Raw genomic sequence first — 21,113 nt, forward strand, 5'->3', positions numbered from 1 at the left:
AAATTCCGTTTCAAACGCCCGATTACTTCTTGATAAATTACACTATGTTAATTTATTTCTTGTGTGAGAATCGGTCTCGAAAGAAAAAGCTAACTTTGTGTATATGACAGCACATTATTTTTTAACGACAGAGATATCCATTGAGTGTATCTGTATGATATTTCAAGACTCGGTAGCGCATACGTGTTGCCGTGACTACACCTCCGGGCAACTTCAGGCGTGGCTGAACCGTGCCACGGAAGAGCGATGGCAGAAGTTGAAAAACAGCGATTTGCATTTCATTGCCGCTCGATGCTGCGAAACAGGGGAGTATGCCGGATTTACTTCGGTAAATGCCGGAGGCTATCTGTACAGCATGTTTGTGCGCCCCTGTTACCAGCGTAAAGGGGTGGCCTCGATGCTGCTTCGGGCTGCGGAAACATACGCCATTGCGCAGGGAGCAGACGAGCTGCATACCGAAGCAAGCCATACAGCCCGCCCGTTTTTCGAGAAGAACGGTTTCGGCATCATTCGTAGGCAGACTGTGGACGTAGACGGGGTGAAAATGGATAACTGGCTGATGGATAAAAAGTTATGATGGAAGGCATATCGGTAAAAAACGCAACCGTATGTAACCCGTAACGCAACCGCATGTGTCAAGGGGTTTGTCGGGTAGAAATAGAATTTCTATTCGAAAGGAAAAAACGACTTCCGGATACAAAAATGCGCCAAAACGAAGTGTGTATTCATCGTTTTGGCGCATGGCTTATAAGTCTGATGCTTGGTTAGAACAATTTGGCAGGATATTCGCCGGCGTCTACCAGAGCTTGAATCTTGTCGACTACGCTTTGGCGGTCGGCAGCATACGTTACGCCGAACCATTTTGAAGTTGTATCCAGAACTTTTACCGTAGCGGTTCCGTCGTTAATCAACTTGTTAACCAGCAGCGGAATAAAGAATTCTGCCTTGATGTTGCTGATGTTTGTTTTCAGGAAGTCGACAAAATAATCTTCCGAATACTTGAAATAGTCGGGTGTAAATCCCCACATATTCATAGATACCGGCGTATTGTCTTCTACCGCTACCCATTCTCCGTTTTCGTCTTTATAGCAAACCGGTCCGTTAACGCGCATGATTTCCGTCCGTTCTACTACGGTAGTCAGATGTCCGGCATCGTTGGTAGAGCAGATACCACGTGCTACCGCACCGCTTTCCGACAGCGTGTTTCCTACACGGAAACCTACCATGCAGTAATCATTCTTTGAGCCTTCGGGCAGTTCAGACAAATATTTTCCGAGTACGGCAAAACTGTCGCGGCCATAAAAGTCGTCGGCATTGATTACGGCAAACGGTTCTTTGATAACATCTTTACCCATCAGCACGGCGTGGTTTGTTCCCCACGGTTTTACACGTCCCTCAGGGCAGGTAAAGCCTTCGGGCAGGTTATGAATGTCTTGGAAAACGACTTCTACCGGGATATGATTTTCATATTTGCTGATAATCTTTTCGCGGAAATCTTTTTCGAAATCTTTACGTATAACAAAAACAATTTTACCGAATCCGCCGCGGATAGCATCGAATATGGAGTAGTCCATGATAGTTTCTCCGTTCGGTCCCAGACCATCGAGCTGCTTTAAGCCGCCGTAACGACTTCCCATACCGGCAGCCAGTACAAATAATGTTGGTTTCATAAGTATGAATTAAAAAGTTAGTAACACAGGCAAAGATAGAAATAATTATGCAGTCGAGCGCAGACTTTATCAACAAAATGTATGTCTCTTTCGGTTATTTTTACTATTTTCGCCTTTGCAACAAAACTAACTTGGAGATTAAGGTATGAGAAGATATGCTAAATGGAGCATCGGGATTGTTCTTGTTCCGTTTGCGTTATTTATAATTATATGTGTATTGCTGTATATTCCCCCAATTCAGCGTTATTTGGTGACGACGGCTACACAGTATGTTTCGGAGGCAAGCGGCATGAATGTTCATATCGGTCGGTTGTCTCTTTCTTTTCCTTTGAATCTTGTGGTCCACGAAGCGCAGGTGGTCGATAAAAAAGACACGCTCCTGAATGTTGACCGGCTTACGGTGAAAGTCCAGTTGTTGCCGCTCATTCAAAAGCGGATTGAAATAGACGGCGTCGGGCTGAAGGGAGCATCGGTTAATACCGGGAGACTGATAGAGGGTATGCAACTGAAAGGCGAGTTAGGAGAACTCTTCCTGCGTTCGCACGGAGTGGATTTATCCCCCGAAACGGCTGTACTGAATAATCTTTTGTTAAAAGATGCGTATTTTTCACTCTGCATGGCAGATACTACCGAAAGTGCTGACACGGCAGCCAGCGAGCCTGCTTTCTGGAAAATCCGGCTGGAAGATATTGACCTCGATAACGTTTCGTTTGCCATGCAAATGCCGTTAGACTCTATGGACTTTCGGGTGAAGATAGGAAACGGCACGCTGCGCGACGGTATGGTAGACCTCCGCAAGCAGGCGTATGCGGTAAATCGTTTAAGTATCCGTGAGGGAGAAGCGGATTATAACTCCGGTACGTCGCCTGTGCTTGAAGCCGGTTTAGACCCTTCTCATATACAGATAAAAGATATTAACATCGGAATCGATTCGGTGTATTATGAAGGGAATCACATCCGTGCGCTTATCCGTGAGTTTGAACTGAAAGAGCGTTCCGGCTTGGAGGTGACATCCGGTGAGGGCCGATTGGTGGCAGACGAGAAAGTTATCAACGTTCCTTCTCTTCGTATTCAAACTCCCGATTCTTATCTGGCTTTCGAGGCTTCGGCGGACTGGAGCTTGACGAGTGCCGAAGCCGACGGTAATCTCAGGGGGCGGTTGATGGCGGAAATCGGCAAAATTGATTTGCTGAAGTTCGTTTCCGGTATGCCTGAAGATTTTACGAGGCGGTATCCTTCCGCTCCACTCCGCATACAGATGGGGGTTGATGGAAATTTGAAAGAGTTGAGGCTGACGCAAGTAAATGCCATTCTGCCCGAAAGTTTTCGGATAGAGGCCGACGGAGTGGTAACCAATCTGTTGGATAGTGTGAACCGGCAGGGGAATTTACATTTGCTGGCTGCTTTCCAGAATATGAATTTCTTGAAACCTTTGACCGGGGGAGTAGTGCTTCCTTCGGGTATGAATATAAATGGCGACATGAATCTGAAAGGAAATCAACTCAACGCAGAGCTTGATTTGCAGAAAGATTCAGGAAAAGTTTCACTGATAGCCGATTACCATTTGCTGAAAGAAGCCTATCGTGCCGACTTGACGGTCGACAAATTAAATTTGCATGACTTCATGCCTGAAGATTCTTTGTTCTTGCTTTCTGCTTCATTGCGGGCTTGGGGAGCGGGTTTCGATTTCTTTTCTCCAAAGACTTCAATGGATGCCGAAGGCGGATTGAGCCATTTGGAGTACGGGTCTGCGGTTTACTCCGGTGTACGACTGAATGCATCGCTGAAAAAATCATACGCCACGGTTGACTTGGATGTAAAAGACAACCTGATGGATATTTCTTCTCAGTTGGAAGCTGTCCTTCATCCCAAGCAGATAAAGGCGGATATGAATGTTAGCGTTCGCAATCTGGATTTAAACGGGATGCGCCTGACGGCTACGCCTCTTAAGACATCGGAAGAAATAAACCTGCATGTAACTACCGATATGAAAGCAAGTCATAAGGCTCGGCTCTCGGTAAAAGATATTCGGATTATTACGCCGAAGAAAACTTTTAAAACCAAAGATTTGCATGTGGGAATCAATACGGCGCGCGACTCTATTCGCAGCTATGCCAATGCGGGCGATTTGACTTTCTTGTTCCGTGCGCAAGGAGGAATAGAACAACTGACCCGCCATGTTGAACTGCTGTCGACACGCTTGACGAAACAGTGGAAAGAAGGATATGTGGATTTGGACGCGCTTAAAGAAAATCTGCCTAATGCGACGTTTTATATCTTTGCCAAAAAAGACAATCCATTGGCAAATATGCTTGCAGTGCAGAACGTAAACTTTAACCGTTTATTTACAAAGATTGAAACATCTCCGGCAGAGGGATTAAAAGGAAAGGCGTATCTGTATAGTCTGCGTACGGATAGTTTGGAACTTGATACCATTTATTTTAATATAGCCCAAGAGGTAGGGAAACTCGCATTCCGCAGTGGGGTGATAGCAGGAAACAAACCTTTTCAGGAGGCTTTCGATGTTTCTTTAAATGGTGAAATAGAAGCAGACGGGGCTAATATGCTTATCGAATATTTAAACGGGAAGAAGGAGTGTGGCGCACGTATGGGATTCGTGGCGAAGTTACAGAAAGATGGAATCAGTCTGCATGTTTCGCCCGATGACCCGATTTTGGTTTACCGGCAGTTTCAGGTTAATCCGCAGAATTATATATATCTGAAAAATGAAGGACGTATTGAGGCCGATTTGGGTATCTACGATAAACAGCATACGGGTATCCAATTTTATTCTACGCCAGACTCCCTTGCCCAGCAAGACCTCACTCTGGCTTTGAACCGGATAGATATAGCTGAATTTCGCCGGATTATTCCATACATGCCCGATATAGCCGGAGTGATTAATGCGGAAGTTCATTATGTAGAAGCCGGGAAACAGATGCAAGTATCTGCCGATATGAGCGTGAATAAGCTGGCATATAATCGGCAGCCTTTGGGCAACTGGGCGCTGAGTGCCGTCTATCTGCCGAAAGAAACGGGTGAGCACCGTATTGATGGCTTTGTAACATTGAACGACAGCGAAGTAATAAGCCTTAGCGGGTCTTATCTGTCGGCTGTCGAAGAAGAACAAGGGCATATCTCGGCAGAAATGGGGCTTCATCATTTCCCGCTCGAACTGGCGAATGCTTTTATTCCGAACCGTATGGCTATCCTTTCGGGGGATATCGACGGTACGCTTTCGGTAGACGGAGCGACCAATAAGCCGTTAATAAACGGTGAGATGAATCTGGATAGTGTGAATGTGTATGTCCCGCAGGCATCACTTAACTTGAGGTTTGATAATCGTCCAGTCCGTATCGCCGACAATCGTCTTACATTCGATAAGTTTCAGATATTTACTCGTGGAAAGACTCCGTTTGTTATCGATGGCGATGTGGATATGTCTGATTTTGCCGACATGAAACTCGATTTACGGATGGATGCACATAATTTTGAAGTGCTGAATGCGAAACGAACCAAAGAATCGATAGTATACGGAAAGTTATACATTGACTTTGATGCTTTGCTGAAAGGCAGTGTTACCTCGTTGAATTTGAGAGGAAATGCCAATATCTTAGGTACAAGTGACTTTACTTATATCCTTCAGGAGTCTCCGCTAACCGTGGAAGACCGCTTGGGAGAAACGGTTACTTTTGTCAATTTCAGCGATACGACAGGCTTGGGCAGGCATACCGTACCTACTATGACGTTGGGCGGACTTGACATGCTGATGACGCTTCATATTGATGAGGCCGTACAGTGTAGGGTTGATTTGGATGAGAACGGCAAGAACTATATGATGTTTGAAGGCGGAGGAGATTTATCGTTCCAATACACGCCCGAAGGGAATATGTTGCTGAACGGCCGTTATTCGCTGATGAGCGGCGAACTGAAATATCAGATGCCGGTTATTCCGCTGAAAACGTTTTATATCCGCAACGGAAGCTATATAGAATGGACGGGGAATATTATGAATCCGAATCTGAATATTCATGCTTCTGAGCGGGTACGGGCTTCGGTTGCACAGGAAGATCAAAATACGCGGACGGTAAATTTCGATGTGGGTGTAAGTATTACCAATCGTCTTGAAAACTTGGGCTTTATGTTTACTCTTGAAGCTCCCGACGATGGAACCGTACAAAACGAGCTGGCAGGAATGTCGGCCGAAGAACGTAACAAATTGGCGGTTACCATGTTGGTTACGGGGATGTATCTCGCCGAAGGAAATAATACCGGAGGTGGGGGCTTGTCGGCAAACAGCATGTTGAATTCTTTCCTTGAGAGTCAGATTAACAAGGTAGCGGGCAGCGCACTGAAAACCATTGATGTCAATTTCGGAATGGAACAGACAGAACAAGGGGGCAATACGCAGACCGATTATAACTTCCAGTTTGCAAAACGTTTCTGGAATAACCGTTTCAGTGTGATTATCGGCGGTAAGGTATCAACAGGTAACAACGCCGCCCAGCAAGATGAATCTTTCATTGATAATATATCGTTGGAATACCGGTTGGATAATAGCGGGACGCGCTATATCAAGATTTTCCATGATAAGAATTATGAGAACGTACTCGACGGCGAAGTAACCGAAACTGGAGTGGGTATCGTACTGCGTAAAAAAATCAGTAAGCTGAGCGAACTCTTTATCTTCAGGAACAAGAAAAAGAAAAAACAGCCGGATGAGGGTGCGGTAACAAATAATAAAGAAGGTATAAAAGACGAAAAAGAAGAAGAGTGATGAAACATACATTATATTTGTTGTTTGTCGGAGTATGGATGCTTTTCCTTACCGGATGCTCTACTACGAAGCATTTGGCCGAGGGCGAAACGCTTTACATCGGTATGCGTAAAACGACGGTTGATAACCTCGATGAAAGCACTATGGGGAAGAAAGCGCTTGAAGAGGCTGAGGCTGCCATTACCGTGGCTCCTAACAATGCCGTGTTTGGCAGTGGCAGTATGCGCTGGCATGTCCCTGTCGGGCTGTGGGTTTATAACCGTTTCCAACGCTACGAAAAGGGACTCGGAAAATGGATTTTCAATAAGCTCGCCTCAGAGCCGGTTTATATCTCAACCGTTAATCCCGATACCCGCGTAAAGGTGGCGAGCAACCTGCTCCACGATTATGGATTCTTTAACGGAACGGTGACTTACGAGGTAGACAGTACCGATAATCCGCGTAAGGCACGGCTGAAATATCATATCGACATGGGGCGCGGTTATAAGTTGGATTCCATTGCTTACGAAGGGTTCTCACCGCGTGCCGACAGTTTGATACGGGCTACCTACAACGAGCGTATCATTCGCCGGGACGATCATTTTGATGTTACCAAGCTGAATGAAGAGCGCGAACGCTTGGTGGCTCTTTTCCGCGACAACGGATATTATTATTACCGTTCCGATTTTATCACCTTCCTTGCCGATACTTTGATTCGTTCGGGCTATGTTAATTTGAAGATAGTTCCGAAAAAGAGTGTCCCGCCCGAAGCCTTGCGTACATATTATATCGGACATACTTCAGTCTACCTGACCGGACATAACGGCGAGCAACCTGTCGACTCGTTGAAGCGGCGTAACTTTACCGTGTATTACGCCGGAAAGAAACCGGGCATTCGGTATGGCGTATTGCGCAAACGCTTTCTTTACCGTAAGGGCGAGTTGTATTCGCAGACACGTCAAGACTATACGCAAGAGGCTTTGGCACGTTTGGGCATATTTAAGTTCAATGAATTTCAATACACACCTCGGCACGACGGCTCGGATACGCTGGATATCCGGGTAAATTCGGTGTTCGACCTTCCTTACGACAGCGAGCTGGAGTTTAATGTCACTACCAAAAGTACCAAACAAACCGGACCCGGAGCTATATTTAAGCTATCTCGCAAGAATTTCCGGCGTATGGGAGCTTCATTGAATTTGGAATTGAAAGGTTCGTATGAGTGGCAGACCAGCTCTACGGTGGATGGCGAAAGCTCTGTCATGAATTCGTATGAACTGGGGGCGGCATTGTCGCTGAACTTTCCTCGCCTTGTCCTTCCGTGGGTACGTAATCGGGTTAATCCTTTCTTGTATCCTTCGGAAACGAACTTCAAGATTTATGTCGACCAAGTAAACCGTGCGCGTTATTTCAAGATGCTTTCTTTTGGTGGAGAAGTGTCGTACAGTTTTCAGCGGTCGCGCAGTGTGAAACACACCGTTACGCCGCTTCATTTGGCGTTCAACAAGTTACAGCATCGCACGGCACGTTTCGATTCCATCGCTGCGCAGAACCCGATGTTGTTCAACAGTCTCGACGACCAGTTTATTCCTTCCGTATCTTATACCATTACTTACGATAACAGTTACCGGAAAAAGAAGAACCGTATATGGTGGGAGAACTCTGTGACTTCTGCCGGAAATGTTACCTCGCTGATTTACGCGGCTTTCGGTAAGAAGTTCAGTGAGCGCGACAAGAAGTTCCTCGGAACGCCTTTTGCCCAATTCCTGAAGTATTCTTCCGAGCTACGTTACCTGCATGAGTTTAACGAGTATCATCAGCTTGCCGCCCGCGTGATGGGAGGTGTGATTTGGGCTTACGGAAACAAAACCATCGCTCCGTATAGCGAACAGTTTTACGTAGGGGGTGCCAACAGTATCCGTGCGTTCACCATCCGTTCCATTGGTCCGGGACGTTTCCATCCGGCGGAGAATGCGAACTATTCGTATGTCGATGAGACGGGCGATATCAAGTTGGAAGCAAACTTGGAGTACCGTTTCCGCATCCTGTCGAACTTCTTGGGCGGTAACCTGAACGGGGCTGTCTTTCTTGATGCCGGAAACGTTTGGCTGATGCGTAAGGATGAGGCTCGTCCGGGAGCAGAGTTCACGCTGAACCCTTTTTTCGACAGCATAGCAGTGGGTACGGGTATCGGTATCCGTTACGACCTTTCTTTCCTTGTGCTTCGTCTTGACTGGGGTATAGCCCTTCACGTTCCGTACGATACGGAAAAGTCCGGTTATTATAATATTCCCAAGTTTAAAGACGGTATGGGAATACACTTTGCCATCGGTTATCCGTTCTGAGGTTGAACCGTTACCTTCGGAACATCGCTGGGCGGAAGATTTGCTTGGATCGTTAACGTTGGTCAGTGTATTGTTTTTGAGCGAGCAATATATGCCGTGGGGCTGGGCAGCCTTGATTTCTATTGTGTTAAACCTCGTATTGTTTGCACGATTTTGGACTCCCCGCCGCAAGAAATAATTCCTTTTCAAAGAACTGAAAAAACGCATCCGCATGTGTCGGCTGACACATACGGATGCGTTACTTGTTTCTACCGCATGTGTATCTCAACACTTGCGGTAGAATTTTGAGCCTGTCACTTGTCTGTAAAACAGGCTCTTAGGTGAAGTGTTATTGTTCGGCAGCCATATCAGTCGTAGTAGGCCAGTAAGGATTCTGATACAACGATGACAAGTCAACCGATGCATTGTCTGAAGCGGTCAGCAAGAACTGACGGATGGGTAACGGGCGGAGGTAGTGAGCCAGATGCCATACGTATCCGTTGCGGAACACGTTGTTGTTCGTCATGTTCTTTTCATACGGGCGAAGGTATTCGCTCAGGCTGCGGTTGGATACGTTTGCCGATACGCTTCCGTCATCAACGAATGTTCCTCCGTAATTCCAGCTTTCCATTGGCGTGTTCCACAGGTGGAAACCTTCTACGTGGTAAGGTTCGTTCTTCATTTGGTCGAGCGCGCGCCAGCGGGTCAAGTCCATCCAGCGTAATCCTTCAGCCATCAGTTCACAACGGCGTTCGCGGCGGATATTGTAAAGAATCGGGTCGGTCAGTTGTACGCCGGCTGAGTAAGAACCCCAGTCCAAGCGTTCGTTTGCCATGTTGGTAGCATCAATCGTAACCTGCGGGTCGACAGCATTTCCTGTAAATCCGGCAGCCGTACGGATAGCTCTCCAGTAAGTCAGAATCTTGTCGGATAATGTCTGTGTACGCTCGTATTCAGCTTCCATATAGTTGAGCAGTGCTTCGGTAGCGCGGAAAGTAATAGAACCTACGTAACCACCGTTTCCAGCAGTCAAAGCGCGGTCGAATGTTCCACCCTTGCGAATCGCATATCCCGTAGAGTATCCCCATTCTCCGTCACCACGCAGGATAGACGGTACGGGTTCGGTAGTAACTCCCTGATCGCCCGACGTATCATCCATGTTTTTGAACAAGTTGGTTTGTCCCGGTTCTTTCAGGAATATCTTCAGGCGCGGGTCGGCGTGTTGTCTTACCTCGCTGATGGTTTGGTCGGAATACGCAAATCCGTCGTGCGAAGCATAAATCGGTCTGCCGTCTTCCATTACGAAACTTTCTACCATGCTGCGTGTCAAGCCGATGGCATAGTTACCACGTGTTACGGCAACTTCTACGTTATTTGTAACACCCAGACCCTTGCTGTATTCTCGCCACAGCAATACATCGGCAAAGCCCGACATGTCTGTGCTTCCGAACATGCTGAAGTAAGGATTGTCAGGGTCAGATTCCGATTGAGGTACTGTTCCGGTGTTTTGCGTAAGGCTTCCGATGTATTTGTCGGCAACCTCCTCTGCACTTTCCGATGCTATCTGATAGAAGTATTCGATTTCGTTATCAATACTTCCCGACGGATATTCATAATTGGCATTATAGTCTTTCTCCTTGCCGGGCCATCCTTCGCCGTTGGGGACGAACGGAGTTCCTTTGAAGTATTTCAACCATGAAGCCTCGAACAGGGCGACACGTGATTTGACAAGCGTGGCAACATCGGGCGACAAGCGGTTTTTACGGGTATCGAAGTTGTCGGTCATGCAGATGCGTGCGCTATCCAGATCGTTGATGATGAAGCGTGCCACCTCGTTACGCGGACTGCGTGTTGAGGCTGCCACCAAGATGGCATTATCGTCGGGCAAAGCCTCCTTGATAATCGGCAGGTCGCCCCACTTTTGGAGCATGGTGAAATAGCTGTAAGCGCGGAAGAAATAAAGTTCTCCGATGTACTGAAGGATATTCTGTTCTGAGCCGGATATTTCGCCGTTATAATAATGTCCGAGTATCGTGTTGATAGAATAGTTGATATTCCGGATATTGGTCCAGCTCCAGTTGTCGCTATCATCCAAACCTACCAGCCACTGACCGGTGGCATATTTTCCATCGGCAGAAAGCCCCGTTTGGTTATCCGTATTATTGTCATTACCAAATGTCCCGTAGCTCCAAGAACCGTGTGAAGGAAGAACATCAGCATAAAACTTGTTACAAACAGCCTGAAGTTGGTCTTCCGTCTGATAATAATCTTCGGGAATTACATAAGAAGGCGGCTGCTTGTCTAAGAAATCTTCACAAGAAACAAGCGTGGTCGCTAATAAAGCGATAGATATATATTTTAGTTTCATAATCGTATTCCTCTTAATTAAAATGTAATGTTTAAGCCACATGATAAAGTTTTTGACAACGGATAGGCGTTACCGTTACCACCGTTACCTCCGGCAATGGTTTCAGGGTCAAACTGAGAGGCAAGGCTGGTGCCTGTCCACAAGTTTTCACCGGAGAAGTAAACGCGAAGATTCTGGATTCCCCAGCGGTTTGTGAGGCGTGCCGGGAATGTATAACCAATCTGTAAGTTTTTCAGACGGATATAAGCTGCGCTTTGCAGGTAACCCGTTTGACATTGCTGGTTCTTGTCGCTATACAGCGGACGCGGCAGATAAGAGTCGAGGTTTACGTCTTGGTAACCGTTTTGTACTGACCAGCTGTTTTCATCACGGAAATAATCAGAAACGGCTTCCAGTCCGGTAGCCCACCACTGTCCGTTGCTTGCCGCACCAAACAAGTAAGTACTTCCCTGCCAGTAATCACGTTTACCTACACCTTGGAAGAATACGCGGACATCAAATCCTTTCCAGCTTGCATTCAGGTCGAGACCGAAGAGATAACGCGGCGTGCTGTTTCCAATCACCGTACGGTCTCCCGTATCACCCAATGTTCCCGAACCTCCTGAGATTCTTCCATCGCCGTTGGTATCTGCATACATGATATCACCCGCAGCCCATGATGAACCTAAGGCATCTTGTCCTCCGTTAGGCAGAGTAGCCAAGTGGTCCGCCATTTCTTGGTCTGTCTTGGCAATTCCAATCGTGGTATATCCCCAGATTTCGTTGATGTAACGTCCCGCGATGTAAGTATCAACGGCATTGGTCGGGTTATTCGGATAGCGCAGAATCTTGGTACGTGCATCTGCTACGTTGAATTTGATTCCGTAAGAAAGTCCGTTATCCAAGCGGTCGTTCCAACCGATAGAAAGTTCCCAACCCGAAGTACGCAAGTCGGTATTGTTGGTTACCGGGACATCAGTACCCAAGATAGCCGGAAGTTCGGGAGCGTTACCCACCATGTCTTTGGTATTACGAACGTAGTAATCGAACGAACCGGTCAGACGGTTATCAAACAATCCCCAGTCAAGACCAACGTTATACGATTCGATGGTTTCCCATGTCAGTACCGTAGAAACAAGTCCCGGAGCCGTTGCCGTATTCGGTTTCACCCCATTCATCAGCCATGAACCGTCAGAAGCACCTACTGTCATGGTTTGGAATGTCTGATACCAGTTCGTTGTATTTTGGTTACCTAACGAACCGTAAGAAGCACGCAGTTTCAGTGTACCAACGATATTGTTAATCGGTTCGAAGAAGTTTTCGCGTGCGATATTCCATCCCAAAGATACAGACGGGAATGCCTTCCACTGATTTCCCTTACGGAAGCGTGAAGTACCATCGGCACGCAGGTTGGCTTCAATCAGATATTTGCCGTCGAAGTCATAGTTTACACGGGCGAAGAAACCGGCGGTAGTCCATTCATTGCGCGAACCGTTTACGTCCGGCGTAATGGGATTTCCGTTCACATCCAGTCCGGTAGTCAAGTCCACTTCCGATTTATCGGGGAACATCACACCGTTGTTCTGCAATCCGAATTGAGTTTGTTTCAAATCCTCGGCTTGGAAACCACCCATTACATGCAAGTTATGCTTGTCGTTAAATGAATGCGTGTATTCCGTATAGGCTTGGAAGTTGTAATAATTCTCTTTGTAGTAATCTTCGTGAACGTTCGAACTATCTGTATAGCGGTAAGGATTACCATTGATGTCGTGGTTATATTGCATCTGGCTGTCCCAGTGACGGTTTGCCGAATTAATATGATAGTTGAAATCAATGTGTGTAATCCAGTTCTTGATCGGTTCGATTTGGAAACTGATTTGGTGGTACGTATCATCGGTCTGTGTTTTATCTACACCACCTTCTGCCAAGCCCAAAGCCGGAGACGGAGCCGAGAAGTAATACCCGTTGCGGTCGTACAGCGGAAGAATCGGCCATCCCTGACGTGCCATATCGTTATACAGACTTTCAGTCAATGTAGCCGGACGCTTGTAATCCTCGCGAGTAAAACGCATGGTATAGTTAAACCGTAACCATTCGGTGATTTCCGAGCCAATCTTAGCCGTTGCGTTGAAACGTTTCAAGCCTTCTTCTCCCAGCTCCATGAAGCCGCCCTGATCAAGGTAGTTGAACGAAGCATAATAATTCAGCTTTTTCGTTCCGCCGTTTACGCTGAAGTTATGTTCTTGAGAGAACGTCCATTTTTTATATATAGCGTCATACCAGTCTACATCATCGATACCGTTGGCATATCCATCCAGCCACTGTCCGTTTTCGTTAGCTCCGATGCTGTATAAGATAGTTCCGTCTTCTGTGATGCGTTGTCCCGGTCCGTAAGGCTGTGCATTGTGGTAAGCTACGATTTGATCCATACGTTCCGGAGTGAAATATACGCCGTTACCTCCGTTGGCAAACGTATCGTTCATCCAGCTGGCGAAATTCACCGAGTTCATCATGTGATTCATGTTTACCGGCGTACCCCAGCGGAAACTGTTGTTATAGTTCACGGTTGTTTTTCCTTCCGTGCTGCCCGATTTGGTTGTAATTAAAATCACACCGAAGGGCGCACGCGAACCGTAAATTGACGAAGCTGCCGCGTCTTTCAAAACCGAAATGCTGGCAATATCCTGCGGGTTGATGGTATTCAGGTCGCCTTCCATACCGTCGATCAATACCAGCGGGTCTCCGCTTGTTCCTTGTCCGATGGTGGTTGTACCACGTACGTTAATGCTCGGCGTGTTTTCCAAGCTACCGTTGGTTTGTGTAATCTGCAATCCCGGAACCACACCTTGAAGGGCTTGAGTAACGTTGGTAACCGGACGCTGAGCGATTTCTTCCTGCGTAACCACACCTACCGCACCGGTAAGGTTTACTTTCTTTTGCGTACCGAAACCCACTACTACCACTTCGTCCAATACTTCAGTATCTTCTTTTAAGGTAACATTGATGGCTTTTCCCGGTTCTACTTTAATTTCTTGTGTTTTAAAGCCGATGAAAGAAATCTCCAACGTAGCGCCCGAAGATACGGATAGAGAAAAGTTTCCGTCTAAGTCTGTAACCGTTCCGTTTGTAGTACCTTTCTCAACTACGCTGGCTCCGATAACAGGTTCGCCCATAGCGTCTCTTACTGTTCCGCTGATTGAAACTTTGTTTTGGAGGGATGATTGCGTAACGGGAAATGATTCCGACGCAGCAAATACAGATGCTGGGCTTGCTATGAAACCCGCAGACAGCAACAGGGAATAAAGGACAGCCCGTTGCCGCTTGTTCATCAATACATCGTTTCTCATGTTTTTCAAGTTTAAGATATGTGATTGTTAATTCGACGCAAAGCTATTAAATTTTTGTATAATTGGATAAATAAAAATCAAGCAGAATTAGTCGAAAATCGTTCAAAGAAGAAGGGCTGGCAATCATTTTAATAGGGTGAAAATTGTGCATTACAACCCCTGAAAAGTTTGTCGGGATGAAATTTTATTTCTATTCGAAACGTTGGCAAACGCTATGGGATAGACTTGGTAACACATGCGGATGCGTTTTGGGCATGTAAAAAGGAAGGCAGACATGCTGATTCTTCGCGGTAAAAAACGTATTTTTGCAGGCAAACAACCGTAGAATATGAAAAAGGTATTTTTTTTATTATTAACCCTGACGGCTTGGAGCATGGCGGTATGCACGGGCTGTCAACAAAAAAGCAATTCCATGAACAAGGGAGATGAAACGTTGGTAAAGTTTGAAACCACAGAAGGAAACATTACGATTAAACTGTATAATGAAACGCCGAAACATCGCGATAACTTTATTAAGTTAGTAAAAAACGGTACGTATGACAGCACTTTATTCCATCGCGTGATTAAGAATTTCATGATTCAGGCAGGCGACCCGAAGAGTAAGGATGCGGCTGATACGGCAATGTTGGGAAACGGTGACGTGGGTTACACGATTCCGGCAGAAATCAATCCGAAATTTTTCCATCGCAGGGGAGTGCTGGCGGCTGCTCGTCAGAGCGATGAAGTGAACCCGAAACGCGAATCATCGGGATGCCAGTTCTATATCGTGACCGGAAGAAAGTTCAGCGAGGCGCAGTTGATTGACTTGGAAAACCAGTTGAATGAATCTCGCGTAGGCGAAGTATTCAATGAGCTGGCTCGTAAGCACATGAAAGAAATCTACAAGATGCGTCGTGCGGGCGATAACGACGGTTTGCTGGAACTGCAAGACAAACTTGAGGCAGAAGCACGTGCCCAAGTGGATAAAGAGCCGGCGTTGCAGTTCAGCAAAGAGCAAGTTCAAGCCTACACCACGGTAGGAGGTGCGCCCCATTTGGATGGAGCTTATACCGTATTCGGTGAAGTGACAGAGGGCATGGACGTGGTTGATAAAATAGGAAACGCGAAGACCGGCCGTGCCGACCGCCCGGTGACAAATATTCGAATACTTAAAGCAGAGGTGTTGGAAAAATGATTCAAGTAAACCGACATACGCTTGCCAACGGGTTGCGCATCGTACATAATGAAGATAACTCGACACAGATGGTTGCTCTGAACATACTTTACGATGTAGGTGCCCGCGATGAAGACCCTGCACATACAGGCTTTGCCCATCTGTTCGAACACCTGATGTTCGGTGGCTCGGTAAACGTGCCCGATTATGATACGCCCGTGCAGAATGCAGGAGGCGAGAATAACGCATGGACGAACAACGACATTACGAATTATTATATAACCTTGCCTTACCAAAATGTGGAAACAGGTTTTTGGCTGGAAAGCGACCGTATGTTGAGTCTTGATTTCTCTCCCCGCAGTTTGGAGGTACAGCGTCAGGTAGTTATCGAAGAGTTTAAGCAGCGAAACCTGAACCAACCCTACGGAGATGCTTCCCATTTGCTTCGGGAAATGGCGTATCAGACTCATCCTTACCGCTGGCCCACCATCGGGAAAGAGATTAGCCATATAGCGAATGCCACACTTGAGGAAGTGAAAGATTTTTTTTTCCGCTTTTATGCGCCTAATAACGCGATTCTTGCTGTGACAGGACATATTTCGTTTGACGAAACAGTCCGGCTGGCTGAGAAATGGTTTGGCAGCATACCGTCGAGAGATGTCCGTGTACGTAAGTTGCCCGAAGAAACACTCCAGACCTCGATACGCCGCATGACGGTAGAGCGTCCTGTTCCGGTTGATGCTTTGTACATGGCGTTTCACATGTGTAACCGCCATCACGCCGATTATTATGTCTATGATATGATAACCGATGTGTTGTCGAGCGGACGTTCCTCCCGTTTCATCCGCTCGCTTGTACACGACCGGAAACTGTTTACTTCCATCGATGCCTATATATCGGGCAGTTTGGACGAAGGGTTGATATTCGTTACCGGGAAACCGTCGGAAGGGGTGACGCTGGAACAGGCGGAACATGCTGTTTGGGAAGAACTGGAACGCTTGAAAACCGTGCCCGTAGCCGAAGTGGAATTAGAGAAAGTAAAAAACCGCTATGAGAGCGAACAGATATTCAATAATATGAATTATCTGAATCTGGCTACCAATCTGGCATACTTTGAGCTGGTTAATCGGGCAGAAGATATAAATGATGAAGTAGGCAAGTATCGGTCGGTAACAGCCGCTCAGATTCAGGAGGTGGCAACTCGGTGTTTCGTACCGGAAAATTGCAGTGTACTTTATTATAAGAAGCAATCATGAACTTATACCAAAAAGTGTAACAAATGAAACAATCTCATTATCGGGCGTTGCTTGAATTGGGCCTGCCTATCGTTGTGGGGCAAATAGGAGTGATAATCTTGGGTTTTGCCGATACGCTGATGGTAGGTCATCATAGTTCAAACGAACTTGCTGCGGCAAGTTTTGTGAACAACATGTTTACGCTTGCCATTATCTTCAGTACCGGATTTTCGTACGGGCTGACTCCCGTTGTGGGAAGCCTGTTCGGTCAAGGTAAGAAAGAAGAGGCGGGGAATGCTTTGAAAAACAGTCTCGCCGCAAATACGCTGTTGGCAGTTATTGTTTGCATGGTAATGTTTGCCCTTTATCAGAATATAGGCCGCTTGGGGCAGCCGGAAGAACTGTTGCCCTTTATGCGTCCTTATTATCTGGTATTGCTCGTTTCGTTGCCTTTTGTATTGTGGTTTAACGGGTTTAAGCAATTTACTGATGGCATTACCGATACGAAAGTGTCTATGTGGATTTTATTGGGCGGAAACCTTTTGAACATTATCGGCAACTATATTCTGATTTACGGTAAATTGGGGATGCCTGAAATGGGGCTGACGGGTGCCGGTGTGTCCACGCTCGTATCCCGTATCCTGATGGTACTTGCCTATCTTGCACTGTTTTTCGGCACGTCGCGTTACGACGTGTTCAAACGCGGATTCCATCGTGGTAAAGTAAACCGTAAGGATTTTATGTTGCTGAACAAATTGGGACTTCCCATTGCCGGACAAATGGGGATGGAGACGGCTTCTTTCAGTTTGAGTGCCATTATGGTAGGATGGCTGGGTAGTACGGAGTTGGCGGCTCACCAAGTTATGATTGCCGTATCTCAGGTCTGTTTCATGATGTATTACGGAATGGGTGCGGCCGTTTCTGTACGTATCAGTAATTTTTACGGTCAGAAAGACATTACATCGGTAAAGCAAATAGCCAATAATGGATTCCACCTGATGTTATGCCTGTTGGTGCTAACCTGCATTCCTATTTTTTGTCTGCGCCATTATATCGGAGGATGGTTTACCGACGATGCAGCCGTCAGTGTAATGGTTGTCCAGTTGATAATTCCCTTCCTTATCTACCAGTTCGGTGATGGATTGCAAATCAATTTTGCGAATGCTTTGCGAGGTATCGCTGATGTACGCCCGATGATGTGGTGCTCGTTTATTGCCTATTTTATCATATCATTGCCTGCGGGCTATCTGTTTGCCTTTGTCTGCGGGTGGGGAATTACCGGAATCTGGATGGCTTTTCCCTTCGGTTTAACCTCGGCAGGCATTATGTATTACCTGCGTTTCAGGTATAAAACAAAGAAAGGAGTCTGAGTTATGCTTTCTACTTCCTCGAAAATCGCTTGTGGATATATATTGCTCATAGCCCTGCTTTTGGGCGCTATCGTGTATATCTATCGCCAGATGAATTTGCTGATAGAGCCTGCCGGTGTGGAAGAAAACATCAACAACCGCAGGCATACTACCCACCATCTGATCAGCAAGCTGTATGAGGCAGAAATCATAGGGCAGACGCTTCACGTGGGACGAATTTATGAGTATCCGCGTTACAAAAAAGCAATGAAGGAAGTAGGCATTGCTCTTGATAGCCTTCAGGCACAGTTGACCGACACGTTGCAACAAGCCCGTTTGGATACGGTGCGTACGCTGCTTCACAATAAAGAGCAGAATATGAGGCTGGTGCTGGAGGCATTGCGTCAAAGTCCACCCGACGAACTTTACCGGCAGCAATTGGATAGTCTGATTGCTCAGCAAGACTCTATATTGAAAAATGCAACTCATTTAAGAAGAAAGGTTATCACTCACCAAAACACTTACACGATTCATCATCGGCGGAAGCCTTTTTTCAAACGTGTAAAAGATGTGTTTGCTCCGGGAAAGGCGGATTCAACTTTGGTGAATAACGTGATAGAGGAAGTTTATACCGATACGATAGACGAAGTGTTTAACCCGATAGACACCATCGCTAACATGCTGACCGGAATACACGATAAGGTGTTCCAGACTCGGCAGGAGCAACAACGCATGTTGACCAATCGCACAAACCGTTTGCATATTGCCGGCACTAATTTGAGCAAACGAGTAAACCAGTTGCTCGAAAGTATTGAGCAGGATGAATTGTCTGCTGCCTACCACCGTTTGCAGCAAGATCGGTCAATTCGTCAACAGGCAGCTCAAACAATGGGCATTATAGCTACACTGGCAGTTATTTTGGTATTGGTGTTTTTTATCATTATCTGGCGCGACCTGACACGCAGTAACCATTATCGCCGTGAGCTGGAAAAATCGAAACTATATGCCGAAAACCTGCTTGTAGCCCGCGAGAAGTTAATGTTGACCATAACTCATGATATCAAAGCTCCGGCAGGGTCTATCATAGGATATATAGACTTGCTTGTCCGGCTTGTGAAAGACAAGCGCCAGTTGTTCTATTTGTCGAACATGAAAAGTTCGGCTAAGCATCTGCTTGATTTGGTAACTTCGCTGCTTGATTATCACCGCTTGGAAGCGGGAAAAATGGACTTACACTCCGTCGTGTTTAATCCTCATGAATTGTTTGGAGACATTTATAACAGCTTTTTGCCGCTTGTAGAGAAAAAAGGTTTGGAATTAAACCTGAAAGAAAATCTTCCGGCATCGCTGAATGTAGAAGGTGACCCTTTCCGTATTCGGCAGATAGCCGAAAACCTGCTTTCTAATGCTTTGAAGTTTACAGCAGCGGGCAGCATAACGCTGACGTTCGGTTATCGGACCGGATGTCTTGTTTTTAGCGTAGCCGATACCGGATGCGGAATGAACCGTCAGGAACAAGAACGCATATTCCAAGAATTTACCCGGTTAAGCAGTGCGCAAGGGCAAGAAGGCTTTGGGCTGGGATTGTCTATTACTAATAAGTTAGTAGACCTGTTGAAAGGAAACATAGAGGTGGAAAGTTCACCCGGTGAGGGCAGTACCTTTAAAATATCCATTCCGTTGCCGCTTTCGGATAACGCTCCCCTATCAGAGCCGAAAGCATTTGTTCCTATCCGTGCAAGTAGAGCGCTCCGGATTCTTTTGATAGATGATGATAGAATTCAGATGAATCTTACAGAAGCCTTATTAAATAATGTGCTTGCGGCGCGTGATTCGGGGAATAAACCGGAGATATACTGTTGTGAACAGCCCGCAGAGGTTTTCGATTTATTGCATGAACACGTTTTCGATGTTATATTTACAGATATTCAAATGCCGGCAATGAACGGATTTGAGTTGTTGCGTAGCTTGCGCTACATGAATATACCTCAGGCAAAAAATGTTCCGGTGGTAGCTATTACGGCGCGTGGCGATTTGACTGAAGCCGATTTCCGGGAGAAAGGTTTTTCCGGCATGTTACAGAAACCGTTTAATCGCTCCGATTTGCAGCAGGTGCTGACGGAGGTCCTTTCGGGAATAACATTGGCTGAAAAACAGACTGCAACTTCGGCTGCGGATGAAATCTCCTCCGATGCTTCCCAACCTGCGGAAAAAACTCCGTTTAATTTTTCATCTTTGACAGCCTTTTCTGAAGATGATGCTGATGCTGCCGGTGAAATCCTTCGGACATTTGTTCTGGAGACAATGAAAAATGTAAATCAGATGAAAAAGGCTATTGAAGAAAAGAATATGGAAATGCTTTGCGGGATAGCCCACAAAATGTTGCCTACTTTTGTAATGATTGATGCGAAAGAGGCTATTCCTTCCCTCCGGTGGCTGGAAAGCAAGCGGGGAGAAACTGATTTCCAAGAGAAAGCCGGGGAAGAAGCTCGCAAGGTGATAGACGTAGCGGAAAAGATTATTGCTTGCGGCAAAGACCTCGAAAAACGCTACCGTTAGCGTTTTTTAGCTTCCCGGAAAGCTAAGAATAATGTATAAAGACAACCTCTTCGTTGGAGGAAAAAGAAGAAAAAAACAAACAAAATAAAAAAATATTCTTGTTTTGTTTGGTAGTTCAAAAAAAGTCCTTACCTTTGCACCGCAATTCAGAAGAAAAGCAAACAAAAATCGGAATGTAGCGCAGTTGGTAGCGCACTACGTTCGGGACGTAGGGGTCGGGCGTTCGAGTCGCCTCATTCCGACAGCAAAGAGCGATAAGAGAAGACTTCTTTTATCGCTCTCTCTGTATTTTGCCCCTATACGGTCCTTTCAAGCGAGTCTGGCTGCGCTTGTGTACTGATTATCCTTTTTATATTTTTTAGCTTGACTGTTT

Annotated in this window: 10 protein-coding genes and 1 tRNA gene; 8 read left to right on the forward strand and 3 right to left on the reverse strand. The window is 46.3% G+C overall.

The window, feature by feature from the left end; translation table 11 throughout:
• Positions 1–103 precede the first annotated feature (103 nt).
• A complete protein-coding gene (locus H9626_RS12095) occupies positions 104–577 on the forward strand; it encodes a GNAT family N-acetyltransferase (RefSeq protein ID WP_191710617.1) in 474 nt (157 codons plus the stop codon).
• Between the two features lie 187 nt (positions 578–764).
• On the opposite strand, the gene H9626_RS12100 is transcribed toward H9626_RS12095, so the two are convergent.
• Complete coding sequence (locus tag H9626_RS12100; RefSeq protein ID WP_178255821.1) at positions 765–1,670, reverse strand: glycosyltransferase family protein; 906 nt, start codon at positions 1,668–1,670, stop codon at positions 765–767.
• Positions 1,671–1,815: 145 nt separating this feature from the next.
• On the opposite strand from H9626_RS12100, the gene H9626_RS12105 reads away from it, so the two are divergent.
• A complete protein-coding gene (locus H9626_RS12105; protein WP_191710618.1) occupies positions 1,816–6,447 on the forward strand; it encodes a translocation/assembly module TamB domain-containing protein in 4,632 nt (1,543 codons plus the stop codon).
• Positions 6,447–8,771: a translocation and assembly module lipoprotein TamL gene (gene tamL / locus H9626_RS12110; RefSeq protein WP_191710619.1), complete on the forward strand. Its 2,325-nt coding sequence runs from the start codon at positions 6,447–6,449 to the stop codon at positions 8,769–8,771. Before H9626_RS12105 ends, tamL begins: the two co-directional genes overlap by 1 nt.
• Before the next feature lie 328 nt (positions 8,772–9,099).
• On the opposite strand, the gene H9626_RS12115 is transcribed toward tamL, so the two are convergent.
• Positions 9,100–11,118: a RagB/SusD family nutrient uptake outer membrane protein gene (locus H9626_RS12115; RefSeq protein WP_191710620.1), complete on the reverse strand. Its 2,019-nt coding sequence runs from the start codon at positions 11,116–11,118 to the stop codon at positions 9,100–9,102.
• Between the two features lie 17 nt (positions 11,119–11,135).
• The gene (locus H9626_RS12120) at positions 11,136–14,444 is read right to left on the reverse strand and encodes a SusC/RagA family TonB-linked outer membrane protein (RefSeq protein WP_178255825.1); all 3,309 of its coding nucleotides are present in this window, start codon (positions 14,442–14,444) and stop codon (positions 11,136–11,138) included.
• Positions 14,445–14,817: 373 nt separating this feature from the next.
• Here H9626_RS12120 and H9626_RS12125 point away from each other — a divergent pair, with 373 nt between their 5' ends.
• The 5 genes from H9626_RS12125 to H9626_RS12145 all read left to right on the forward strand — a co-directional run bounded on the left by H9626_RS12125 (position 14,818) and on the right by H9626_RS12145 (position 20,982).
• Entirely contained in the window at positions 14,818–15,618 is an 801-nt protein-coding gene (locus tag H9626_RS12125; RefSeq protein ID WP_178256231.1) for a peptidylprolyl isomerase, read from the forward strand.
• Positions 15,615–16,853 carry a M16 family metallopeptidase gene (locus H9626_RS12130; RefSeq protein WP_191710622.1) on the forward strand — a complete coding sequence of 413 codons (1,239 nt, stop codon included), beginning with the start codon at positions 15,615–15,617 and terminating at the stop codon, positions 16,851–16,853. Before H9626_RS12125 ends, H9626_RS12130 begins: the two co-directional genes overlap by 4 nt.
• A gap of 23 nt (positions 16,854–16,876) precedes the next feature.
• Complete coding sequence (locus H9626_RS12135) at positions 16,877–18,202, forward strand: MATE family efflux transporter (protein WP_191710623.1); 1,326 nt, start codon at positions 16,877–16,879, stop codon at positions 18,200–18,202.
• Between the two features lie 3 nt (positions 18,203–18,205).
• The gene (locus tag H9626_RS12140) at positions 18,206–20,740 is read left to right on the forward strand and encodes a hybrid sensor histidine kinase/response regulator (RefSeq protein WP_191710624.1); all 2,535 of its coding nucleotides are present in this window, start codon (positions 18,206–18,208) and stop codon (positions 20,738–20,740) included.
• Positions 20,741–20,909: 169 nt separating this feature from the next.
• Positions 20,910–20,982, forward strand: a tRNA-Pro gene (locus H9626_RS12145).
• Positions 20,983–21,113 lie beyond the last annotated feature (131 nt).

Origin of the sequence: Phocaeicola faecium, from assembly GCF_014837055.1 — a bacterium.
GTDB classification, from domain to species: Bacteria; Bacteroidota; Bacteroidia; order Bacteroidales; family Bacteroidaceae; genus Phocaeicola; species Phocaeicola gallinarum.

Excerpts from the sequence above, each read along its gene's own strand:
- H9626_RS12095 (WP_191710617.1), top strand. The coding sequence starts at position 104 with ATGACAGCACATTATTTTTTAACGACAGAGATATCCATTGAGTGTATC.
- H9626_RS12100 (WP_178255821.1), bottom strand. The coding sequence starts at position 1,670 with ATGAAACCAACATTATTTGTACTGGCTGCCGGTATGGGAAGTCGTTAC.
- H9626_RS12105 (WP_191710618.1), top strand. The coding sequence starts at position 1,816 with ATGAGAAGATATGCTAAATGGAGCATCGGGATTGTTCTTGTTCCGTTT.
- tamL (WP_191710619.1), top strand. The coding sequence starts at position 6,447 with ATGAAACATACATTATATTTGTTGTTTGTCGGAGTATGGATGCTTTTC.
- H9626_RS12115 (WP_191710620.1), bottom strand. The coding sequence starts at position 11,118 with ATGAAACTAAAATATATATCTATCGCTTTATTAGCGACCACGCTTGTT.
- H9626_RS12120 (WP_178255825.1), bottom strand. The coding sequence starts at position 14,444 with ATGAGAAACGATGTATTGATGAACAAGCGGCAACGGGCTGTCCTTTAT.
- H9626_RS12125 (WP_178256231.1), top strand. The coding sequence starts at position 14,818 with ATGGCGGTATGCACGGGCTGTCAACAAAAAAGCAATTCCATGAACAAG.
- H9626_RS12130 (WP_191710622.1), top strand. The coding sequence starts at position 15,615 with ATGATTCAAGTAAACCGACATACGCTTGCCAACGGGTTGCGCATCGTA.
- H9626_RS12135 (WP_191710623.1), top strand. The coding sequence starts at position 16,877 with ATGAAACAATCTCATTATCGGGCGTTGCTTGAATTGGGCCTGCCTATC.
- H9626_RS12140 (WP_191710624.1), top strand. The coding sequence starts at position 18,206 with ATGCTTTCTACTTCCTCGAAAATCGCTTGTGGATATATATTGCTCATA.